Annotated in this window: 8 protein-coding genes; 1 reads left to right on the top strand and 7 read right to left on the bottom strand. The window is 44.6% G+C overall.

The features are described 5' to 3' along the window. The 3 genes from ACWA6V_RS09325 to hrpA form a co-directional block, all read right to left on the bottom strand. The coding region (locus ACWA6V_RS09325; RefSeq protein ID WP_449522229.1) for a DUF692 domain-containing protein at window positions 1–540 on the bottom strand (540 nt) is incomplete at its 3' end. Next, the gene (locus ACWA6V_RS09320) at window positions 540–902 is read right to left on the bottom strand and encodes an HvfA family oxazolone/thioamide-modified RiPP metallophore (RefSeq protein ID WP_449522228.1); all 363 of its coding nucleotides are present in this window, start codon (window positions 900–902) and stop codon (window positions 540–542) included. The genes ACWA6V_RS09320 and ACWA6V_RS09325, both read right to left, overlap by 1 nt. 180 nt (window positions 903–1,082) lie before the next feature. Continuing rightward, window positions 1,083–5,045, bottom strand: coding sequence for an ATP-dependent RNA helicase HrpA (gene hrpA, locus ACWA6V_RS09315; RefSeq protein ID WP_449522227.1), 3,963 nt, complete (start codon window positions 5,043–5,045; stop codon window positions 1,083–1,085). 337 nt (window positions 5,046–5,382) lie between these two features. Between hrpA and ACWA6V_RS09310 the strand changes: the two genes are divergently transcribed. After that, window positions 5,383–6,090: a DUF6445 family protein gene (locus ACWA6V_RS09310; protein WP_449522226.1), complete on the top strand. Its 708-nt coding sequence runs from the start codon at window positions 5,383–5,385 to the stop codon at window positions 6,088–6,090. Between the two features lie 9 nt (window positions 6,091–6,099). Here ACWA6V_RS09310 and ACWA6V_RS09305 read toward each other — a convergent pair whose 3' ends face one another. The 4 genes from ACWA6V_RS09305 to ACWA6V_RS09290 form a co-directional block, all read right to left on the bottom strand. Further along, on the bottom strand, window positions 6,100–7,593 hold the full coding sequence (locus tag ACWA6V_RS09305) for a tryptophan halogenase family protein (RefSeq protein WP_449522225.1): 1,494 nt from the start codon (window positions 7,591–7,593) through the stop codon (window positions 6,100–6,102). Window positions 7,594–7,667: 74 nt separating this feature from the next. Further along, window positions 7,668–8,681 carry a cupin-like domain-containing protein gene (locus ACWA6V_RS09300; protein WP_449522224.1) on the bottom strand — a complete coding sequence of 338 codons (1,014 nt, stop codon included), beginning with the start codon at window positions 8,679–8,681 and terminating at the stop codon, window positions 7,668–7,670. Window positions 8,682–8,702: 21 nt separating this feature from the next. Further along, a complete protein-coding gene (locus tag ACWA6V_RS09295; protein WP_449522223.1) occupies window positions 8,703–9,434 on the bottom strand; it encodes a SapC family protein in 732 nt (243 codons plus the stop codon). Between the two features lie 44 nt (window positions 9,435–9,478). Next, window positions 9,479–11,050: a tryptophan halogenase family protein gene (locus tag ACWA6V_RS09290; RefSeq protein WP_449522222.1), complete on the bottom strand. Its 1,572-nt coding sequence runs from the start codon at window positions 11,048–11,050 to the stop codon at window positions 9,479–9,481. Window positions 11,051–11,352: the final 302 nt, after the last annotated feature.

Raw genomic sequence — 11,352 nt, 5'->3', positions numbered from 1 at the left:
GTCAAGCAAGAGCGCACAATCCGCTTTTTTAATTACGGCATTGTTAAATTCGCTCTCCGTCATTTCTTGTTGTGGAGCGCAATAATATGACGAGTTTTCAATAGCAATACGCTGTCCAAGAATATCTTGTACTTGCTGAATACGTGCAGCGACATAATCTACAGCATCTTGCGTAAAGGGGATCGGCAATAAATCGTAGAGCTGCCCATCATCACTACAATAACTCAAGTGTTCGCTGTAGTAGCGAATACCGTGTTCTTGCATTAACTTTTTTATAGCCAGGAGTAAATCTGTATTGAGTGGTGCAGGAGAACCGATAGAGAGTGATAAGCCGTGACAAACAAAAGGAAAACGCTCGGTATAGCTGCGAAATTTTTTCCCCAATCGCCCGCCCACATTGATCCAATTTTCCGGTGCCACTTCCATAAAATGGATATCCTCAGGCGAGGATTGCTCAAGGGTATTAAATAATGTCCGGCGCAGACCCAAGCCTGCACCGGAAATCGCAGCAGAAAAATCCGCAGAAGAATTAGCTGGCATTATTCAGCTTTTTTCTCTTCTTTTTTATCAGCACCGCACTTGGCTTCACCATCGGCTTTTTTATCTGCGCCGCACTTGCCTTCACCACACTTGCCTTCACCATCAGCTTTTTTATGCTCAGCACCGCACTTACCTTCACCACATTTGTGCTCACCTTCTGCCTTTTTATCGGCTCCGCATTTGGCTTCACCGCACTTATGCTCAGCATCGGATTTATCAGAATTATCCGCCAGGGTATAACCCGCATTCAGCGACGTTGCAGCAAAGGTTGCATCCGCCGCGGATGCCATAGGAGCCAAAGCAGCCGATGCTACAAACGCGGCGCCAATCAAAGCAGACATAGAAGACATTTTGTTATTCATAATAAACTCCAGCGTAATTAGGTGTCGTTAGGGGCTGTTCAAGCCGTGAGAAAACTAGCATAGCCAAGGCGGTAGGGCTAGCTGGCCCAGTTGATTTTGTGGGAGAGCCAGCAGCTTACAGCCAAATGGTTACCGGATAGACTCAGCAAGGTTAGGTTTGTTACATCCTGTCAACAATTCTTAACCCTGCACCTCTAGCATGGCTTGCTCCCACTGTTTATCCATCCGCTTATCGGATACCGGAACCTGGGTTTTGAGGGTCTGTGCAAAGAGCGAAATCCGCAATTCCTCAATCCACCAACGGTAATCCATCAGTGCCGCATTCTGCGTCAACCGATAATCGCCCTCTTTCGCCAGATAATCCACCAGCCGCTGCCAATGCGGCGCTATTTCCGCTAATTGAAGTTTATCTTTTTGTGGGTTCAAGGCCGCTTTCTCCAACCGCTGTTGGATGCCACGCATGTATTTCGGGTATTGCTGCAACCATAGCGCAGGCGTTTTATACACCAATCCGGGATAAAACAACTGCGCTAATTGTTGATTGATATCACTGATCGTAAACGCTAACACCAACATATTTTTTTGTTGCTTGAGTTGTTTTTTAACATCAACCAACAATTTCAAACTGCTAACTAGATGATTCGCCAAATCCTGTGCATGGGCAATTAATTTTTCTTTAATAAGATTAACCCGCTCATCAAAAGCAATTTGGGTGCGAGGTAAATTTTTCTGATCAGGTACAGCGAGTTGTTTGATCGACGCCATAATTAAATCGTCGGCCACTTGCTCGCGGTTACCAATACCCGCTAACGTCAATGCAACCTCTTGCCCTTTCAACAACTCTTTCTGCAAATATTTAACTGTTTGTGCCAGCGACAATGACACCAAACGCGCGAGACCACGCTGGGTTATATCCAATGCGTGCAATGGATTATCTAACACTTGCAATGCAACTGAGGATTGCTTGTCAACCAATGCCGGATAAGCGCGAATACTGATTCCGCCACGCGACAATTGAATCGCTTGCGGCAGCTCAGAAAAATCCCACCCGACTATGCCATCACGCTCAATATTGGTCGCTGCAGATTGGATATTTTGTTGTACACGTTCGCGGTATTTATCGCGCAGTGGTGCCAACTCGCGGCCACTAGCGATGACTTTGCCTTTGTCATCTACCACATGGATATTAAAGCGGTAGTAATCATCCACGTTGGTTTCAAGCCAAGCCTCTTTGGACACATCCACACCGGTCAAGCGTTTTAATTGCAGACCCAACGCTTCGGTTAAGGGCTTATTGTCAGGTGACAAGGTGGCAAGAATTTTATCCACCACATCGGGAACGGGTACAAAATGTTTGCGTACAGTTTTAGGCAGGGATTTAATCAGGCCGATGCATTTTTCACGCAACATACCCGGCACCAACCATTCCAGACGCTGCTCTGGAACCTGATGTAAAACACTCATGGGCACATGGATGCTCACACCGTCAAAAGCATGGTTTGGTTCAAAATGGTAACTCAGTGGAAATACCATTCCGCGCCATTCCAACTCGTTGGGAAATTGCGCCTGGGTGATAGCGCCAGCGCCATGACGCATCAAAATCTCACGCGTCAGGAATAATAGTTTTGGATTTTGCTGTTCCGCTTTTTTGCGCCAGGCATCAAACCCGGCGAGATTTACAACCGATTCAGGGATGCGCTCGTTGTAGAAATCAAAAATCACCTGCTCATCCACCACGATATCGCGGCGACGCGCTTTGGATTCAAGATCCTCCAGTTCTATTAACAACTGTTGCTGATGTGCAAAAAAGTCTGTATCAGGATTTTTATTCTGTAAACTTTTCCGTTTGGGATGTTGGTCATACTGCCCTTCTACCAAAGCGGCGCGAATAAATACTTCACGACATTGAATTGGATCTATATGGCTAAAGCTGACCGATTTTTTCTCAACAATGGTCAAACCATAAAGCGTAATCTTTTCAAATACCATCACCTGGCCGCTGCGGCTATCATAGTGCGGTTCAAAATGCTGGCGCTTGACCAAATGCTCGGCTGCAGCAATTACCCACTCAGGCTCAATTTTCGCAACCGTATGAGCAAACAATTTAGAGGTTTCAATCAGCTCTGCCGCCATAATCCATTTAGGTGTTTTTTTGGCGAGCGATGAACCGGGGAAGATCGCAAACTTGCGATTGCGCGCCCCCAGATATTCGCGTTCCTCATGATTAAAACCGAGATTGCCCAACAAGCCGGTCAAAAGCGCTTTATGAACCGATTCATAATTAGCCGATTCAGAATTAACGCGAATACCGAGATCTTTCACTGCAACGCACAACTGATGATGCACATCGCGCCACTCGCGCAAGCGCAAATAGGACAGGAATTCTTTTTTGCAGAGCTTGCGCAATTGGTTTTGCGTCAGCTCCTGTCGCTGGGTTTCAAAATAATCCCAAAGATTCACAAAACCGGCAAAATCCGTGTGCTCTGCCCAAAAGCGACGATGACTTTGATCGGCCGCCTGTTGTTTTTCAGCGGGGCGCTCGCGCGGGTCTTGCACTGAGAGTGCACTGGAAATAATTAATAGTTCACGCACACAGGACTGCTCCTGTGCGGAAAGCAGCATTCGGGCAAGACGCGGATCTAATGGCAATTTACTAAGTTGTTGTCCAACCGGCGTTAGCTGGTTTTTGGCATTCACAGCATGCAGTTCTTCCAGCAATTTAAAACCATCGCTAATCAAACGATGATCAGGTGCATCAATAAACGGAAATTTATGGATATCACCCATGCGTAATTGCAGCATTTGCAAAATAACCGCTGCGAGATTGGTACGCAGTATTTCCGCATCGGTGAATGCCGGGCGCGAATTGAAATCTTCTTCGCTATACAAGCGAATGCAAATACCTTCAGCGACACGACCACAGCGGCCTTTGCGTTGGTTGGCACTGGCTTGAGAAACAGGCTCAATCGGTAAACGTTGTACTTTGGTGCGGTAGGAATAACGGCTAATACGCGCAAAACCAGGATCAATTACATAGCGGATGCCCGGTACAGTAATCGAGGTTTCTGCAACGTTTGTCGCCAATACAATGCGTCGCCCGGTATGAGGTGCGAATACTTTTTGCTGTTCGGCCAAACTCAAGCGCGCATAAAAGGGAATCACTTCCATATGTGCAAACTGTGCTTTGCGCAACGCTTCGGCGGCCTCGCGAATTTCGCGTTCGCCACTTAAAAAAATGAGTATGTCACCACCGCGAGCACCCGAGCCAGTCTTTTCGTGCAATTCAATTTCGTGTACTGCATCGACAATCGCAGCGTATTGATCCGGCTCATTTTCACTTTCATCGCTGGCCTCAAATTCATAGAGCGGGCGATACCAGACCTCCACCGGATAAGTACGACCAGAGACTTCAATGATCGGCGCATTATTAAAATGCTGCGAGAAACGTTCGAGATCGATAGTCGCCGAGGTAATAATTAATTTTAAATCAGGGCGTTTGGGTAAGAGTTGTTTTAAATAACCCAGCAAAAAGTCGATATTCAAACTGCGCTCATGGGCTTCGTCGATAATGAGCGTATCGTATTTATTCAAGTAAGGATCGTGCTGGATTTCTGCCAGCAGAATACCGTCGGTCATTACTTTGATCAGGGTATTTTCGTTGGACTGATCACTAAAGCGAACTTGATAACCGACTTTTTCACCGAGCGTGGTTTTTAATTCTTCGGCGATGCGATTGGCAACGGTATTAGCCGCAATACGGCGCGGCTGGGTATGACCAATCAACCCGCTGACACCGCGGCCAATCGTTAAGCAAATTTTAGGGATCTGGGTAGTCTTGCCTGAACCGGTCTCGCCCGCCAATACCACCACTTGGTTATTGGCAATAATCTGCGCAATCTCTTCGCGCTTTTCACAGACAGGTAAGTTGGGGAATTCAATATCGAGAGGAACCAGCTGCTGACGGCGCTGCACATCTGCTTGCGAACGCGCCAATTGGCCTTGCCATTTTTCCAAGGCCTGATCATAGGGTTTTTCAGCGCGTGCGAGCTTCTCAATCTCTCCCAGGCGACGGATCAGATTGTGACGATCACGCCCCATCACATTGACAATAGATTGTTTATAACTTGACCAGTTGTTCGACATATCATCTCAGCATGTTAGCCGGTGCGATGTGGATTCAACGCACCGGTCAATAAGCAGGGGATCATACAGCGGGGGATATTAGCGATTCAATGGATTGATAAGCAATCCGTAATCTTGTTGGAACCATAGACCGTCAGCGGCGGCCGAGCTGCAATCAACATTGCAATGTCAAAAATGTTGTAAAAGGTACGCACCTGGATATTGCCAAAAGAATACAACAGATCACATTAAACCATGATAAACACCAAAAAAAACACAACCAACTAGTTAAACGGTTTAATATTCGATAGTAAATTGAATGCTGACTCCGCGTCATTATTAACAGACGAGTAACAAAATGGTCGATAATTTTCTACCCCAACTGCATCCACAATTCAGCTACCGCATTGATCATCTTGGCAACGAAAAAACACCCGTATTGGTGATCGATAATTTTTTACACGAAGCAGAAGCATTACTCGGCTTTGCGGTGAAATTTTGCGAGTTTCGCGACGGAACAGAGTTTTACCCAGGGATACAGTCCAATGCACCGGAATTTTACAGCCACGCATTGCAAGCCTATTTGCCAGATATAGTGTGTGAAGCATTTAATCTCAAACTGGAAAACATAAACTACTCTTTATCGACATACTCCCTGATACTAACCCCACCCTCCCGGTTGGCACTTCCGCAATCGCGTCCACATGTAGATACGATACATAAAGAAAAGCTCGCCTGTGTGCATTACCTATGCACCCCCGATAAAGGAGGCACATCATTTTATCGCCACAGAGCCACCGGCTTTGAGCAACTATCGCCCGAGCGAATGGATATTTATGGAAAATACCTTGAAATGGAGGCTAAGGACACCAGCTGGCAAAAAAAATATATTAATGGCTCTAATCAATACTACGAAGAAATTGGGCGGTGCGAAGCCAGCTTTAATCGCTTGGTGATGTACCCTAGTGATTTGCTGCACTCTGCATCCATTCCAGAGAATTTCCAGTTCCGCCCTAATCCGATTGTTGGCCGCCTAACGTTGAATAGTTTTATTTTTTTAAAATGATCGAAGTGGCTAGTTCCAATCAGTCGCTTTACAGTAAAAATCCAAATAATCTTTGTGTGTAGGCATTTTCTGGAGGGTTTGATTCACCTGCGCACGAATATCGGCAAGGAATTTCACCAAGTCATCTGCTGGCATTTCATTCGCAACAGGGTGGTAATTCTCAGGGATCAATCCCTGCCCTAGCATCACCTGAATCCAGGACGATTCGAAAAACAATTCATAAGATTTTACAAACACTTTACCTGTTTCACGGAACATTCTCATACGCTGTTCAAGCGATTCAGGGATTTCCATGTTTTTGCAGTATTGCCAGAACGGGCTATCTGTTCGATTGGTTAAATGATAATGCAGAATAATAAAATCCCGCACATTCAGGATTTCTACTTTCATCTGCTCGTTATACTCATCAACATCACAAGCGCGAATACCCGCAGATGGAAACATTTGGATCAGGCGAAGAATACCCCGAAAAATTAAGTGAATGCTGGTAGATTCCAAAGGTTCGATAAATCCACTTGCCAATCCCAAGGCGACACAATTTTTATTCCAATGTTTAAGCCGTTGTCCTGTGCGATATTTGATAATTTTAGGCTCAGTGATCAAGCGTCCGTCTATATTTTCCAATAGTAATTTTTTAGCATCATCATCAGAAATATAACGGCTGCAATAGACCAAGCCATTCCCCACTCTGTGCTGCAATGGAATTTGCCATTGCCAACCAGCCGGGTGCGCAATGGCACGAGTGTAGGGCACAGGATCACGGACCGACTCCGTTTGCACTGCTACAGCAGTGTCACATGGCAGCCAGTGTGACCAATCTTCATAACCTGTATGCAGCGCCTGTTCGATGAGCAACCCGCGGAAACCAGAGCAATCGATGAATAAATCGCCCTCCACAATCTGACCTGAGGCCAATTCGATGGATTTAATATAGTCATCTTCATCCAGAGCAACGTTGACAACGGTTCCCTCAATACGACTCGCACCCGCCTTCTCTGCTATGTTGCGCAAAAATTTTGCATAGAAGCCCGCATCAAGGTGATAGGCGTAGTTGAGCGATGCATTCGGCATATGTATGAATTTATTATGTTGTGCAGCTTTACTCTCAAGAGAGTAGTCGCTCAAAGGATTATGAACACCCAGCTCTTTGCCCCGTAACCAAAAATGCTGGAAATCAGCAGCCCATGTGCTTTTTCCTGGCTTGCCAAACATATGCCCATAGTTTTCGTTTATATTTTTCCAATTTTCAAACGAAATTCCAAGTTTGATACTGCCTTTAACAAACGCAAGAAACTCCTGTTCGTTTATTTCAAGATAGCAGTGCAATTGTATCAGTGGAGGAACCGTGGCCTCACCCACACCCACGGTGACAATTTCATCTGATTCGATTAAGGTAACTGAAATGCTCTTACCTAATATTTTGGCTAAAGATGCCGCTGCCATCCAACCGGCAGTACCACCACCAACGATTACAACATTTCTTACTGCTCGATCGCCGATCATAGGATCACCAAACATTTCTCATATTATTGATTTAATTGTTGTAGCCGTTTGATTGATTTATCGGTTCAATTGGTTCATCTATTTAATTCGTTCAAAAGTCGCGCACGAATTGTCCGTGCATTATCATCGGTCAAATCACCAATCGCACCTTGGGCATGCTCAGGTATATGAGCAAAGTTTTCTTTTTGGTAATCGAATATGTAGTAGTCAAATATCATTTTCCATGCAGCACGCAGCTCTGGTGGAAGATCGCGAATTGATAGCACCGAATTAAAAAGCGCGTTTATGGGCTTTCCGAAAAAAGCAGGAGTCCCCTTAAACCAATAGTTAACTAACACATTCAATGAGTCCAAACTTTCAACATGATGCCACCACATACTGGGGATGAATAATCCATCCCCAGGCTCCAAATCAGCGACTTGCGCATGAGGCAATGCATGTTTAAATTTGGGAAATTTTTCGAAGTCGGGATTATAAAAATCCACCAAACTGATGGCCTGCCCAGCGGGTGTTTTATCCAAAGGACCCACATACAAATTTTCCATTTGCTCAAATGGAAACAAAGTGAAACGACGATGCCCAACAACCGAGCAAGCTATATTTAATGGGCTATCCCAATGCGCCGCAATACGGCATTTATTGGATATCCAAATACTCACCAACGGATTATGCTCACCCAGAGCTATGTCATTCTCCGCACGAAAACCCGGTAGATATTGATCAACTGAGGTAGAACCAATATAAATTGTTGGCGATGAGGGATTGTCTGCATGAAGAGACAGCTGCTGCAGTGCAAAATCCAGTTTTGTACTAACAGTATCGTAATTAAATCCCGTCAAATCTTCATTATAAAAAATACGCCCAGCGTTTTCTTGCTTTCCTAAAAAAGCAGCCACCTGCTGCCCTTGGTAAAATTGCAGCAAGTATTTTTCAACATCAGCACGAGAAGAAAGGCCAGCTTTAACAATTGGCCATGAAGATACCAAACCCTTTATAATTAAAGGCTCCGATGAAGACAATACCTCATCGGGAATGTTATCTGGAGCACAGCCTTCAATAATCTTTACTTTTTTATCGATACTAATCATAAAACCGCGCGACCACTCAAATTACTGAGCAGATAACTTTGCCTCAACACGGGCAATTAACTTGAGGACATTGGCGTGAGAGGCCAACACCATATAAATACATTCCAAAAAGCCTTTTGTATGCATTTCTGCAGCTACACTACCCGCCAAACCATTTAATTTCTCTTCGTTGATGGTATAGAGCCCTGCAAGATTGTTGCGTTCCCCATTTTTCAATGTGATCTCTAACGTAACTACCTCCAACAATTCATTTGCTAACAGAACATCAACAAAATGATCGTTCAGCTCCGTGCCATATTGGATGTATTCCAGTAAATCCACCATTGATTCCAAATAAGGTGAATAGCCGCCATGCGGTAAAAACACGGGTTCACCCACGACCTCATTGACGCGAGTGCTATCCATATCAACGTAAACCAAACTGCTTGGCTGACTTCCCTCTCCTTGCTTGGGTGGTTGAACACCAATTAAAAATGGACGTCTTTTAACAGATGCGGGAATGTATTGCGCATCCCACCCATTTTCAGACAAAAATAAATTTTCATTTTGGCGCAGCCCTGTCAGTGCAACAGGTATAAACTTTCCTGTTTCAGTATTCTTCTTAAAAAAGATGGGATATTCATTTTGAATCGCACGAAATTCTTGAGGAAAAGTCACAACGGACATTTCACCGTCACCGTATTGCGGTGAATAATCACGAATAATGCGCAAGTTTTTATGATCAACATTATTTAATAGGGCAAAATTAGGCATAGTGTCTCCCGGAGAGCTCCTCTCCACTATTGTTATTATCGAATTTAAATAGTTTGCAAACCATACTGTTTTATTTTTTCAATCAGTTCACGGTTAGGCTGTAATGCTTTTTTCAATTGCTGGATATGCTGTGCGTTTTCCATAAATAGCGTTTCTGCTTTTCTTAATTTTTTATCCTGCAAGCGCTTATTATTACTGGACGGATTAGCTGAACCCCTAACTTCTGTTGTACCGCACATACCATAATAAATATATTGATAGCTGGCCGAGGGGAACATTTCTTCGCGTAGCATTTCATCGTACAACCACGGAGACTGCACTTTCCATAAGGCTAACAATTCTTGCAATCGGTCGGAGATGGTGCTGGCGAGGCAGTTGTCGCGCCAATATTCTGTATCGGTGCGTTTTGTTAACACATAATGCAGTTTTAAAAAATCGATTATCTGCTCCCAATGATGATTTAAGGTATTATTGAAACGTTTAGCCACTATATCCATCGCACTGCGATTGGCAGGAAACTGCTCAGCAATCATTTTTGCCGAGAGCTCAATCAAGACCAAGGCAGTTGCCTCCAACGGCTCAATAAAACCAGCTGCCAGACCAATCGCTACACAGTTTTTATGCCAGAAAGTTTCGCGATGACCAGGATTAAATGAAATCTTCCTAACGGATAGCTCTCCTGCCATTTTTTCACCCACTGCCGGGGCGATGTAATTACGCAACTCACGCTCGGCAAGTTCATCTGTTGTATAACGACTTGAAAAAACATGACCGATGCCACGACGGGATTGCAAACCTATGTCCCAGATCCATCCATTAGTTTGGGCGGTTGATAGCGTGTACGATGCAATTGCATCAGTACCTTCTACGTAAGGAATCTGTACCGCAAGCGCGGAATCATTAAAAAGTATGCTCTTTTGCGTCACAAAAGGAATGCTGTAATGCTTGCCGAGTAGCAACGACGACAACCCAGTGCAATCAACAAACAGATCGCCCACAACCTCACCTTGGGTATCCGTATTTACCGATTGGATATCACCATTTTCACGCGAATTAATGGCTGTGACATTTGCACCAATATAAGTAACACCTAATTTTTCAACACAATGTTTATGTAAAAATGGCGCGAATTTTCCTGCATCAAGGTGATAACCGTAATTCAATACCGTACCAAACTCAGGCGTAGTTATTTGTTTGGGTGCATAGCCCATATCGCAAATCGCTGCTTGCGGGCACACCGCATTAGCAAAAGAAATTTTTTCTTTGAATGGCAACCAGAAAGGAGCCAGATTAATTTCATGGTACTTTGCTGGCGGGGTAAACGGATGATAATAATCATCCTCTTTTGACAAGCTCGTCCAACGGGAAAACTTGGACCCTTGTTTAAAACTGGCGTCACATTCGCGGAAAAAATCAGTCTCCGAAACACCAATAGTGTCGAGCGTTGAACGCATAGTTGGCCAAGTACCTTCGCCAACACCAATGGCAGCAACATCAGGAGATTCAATCAGCGTGATTTGAACATGTGCCGGGCTTGCTGCCGCAATAATGCCTGCTGTCAACCAACCAGCAGAACCACCACCTACAATAACAACCCGCGTTATTTGATCAGTCATATAAAACCTATGCACTTTTAATATTTTTTATTGGCAGCCATTATTCAACAGATCAGGAACAACAGTAAACCGGAAAAAAAGCCGCTGTTTCCAGCGGCTTTTTCCGTTGTATTACAACATCCATTAAAATTAGAAGCTGTAACGAACACCGAGGTTGTAACGAGCACCAGTTTCGGTGTAGCTGGATGTCATACCAGTATTACGTACATAGGTGCGAGTGTCCTCATCAGTCAAGTTCAACGCCTCCATAGACACAGTCAAGTTGTCAGTGAGGTCGTAACTTACACTGGCATCCAACTGAC

Source organism: Cellvibrio sp. (assembly GCF_053579595.1).
This window is presented reverse-complemented; position numbering and strand designations above follow the sequence as displayed.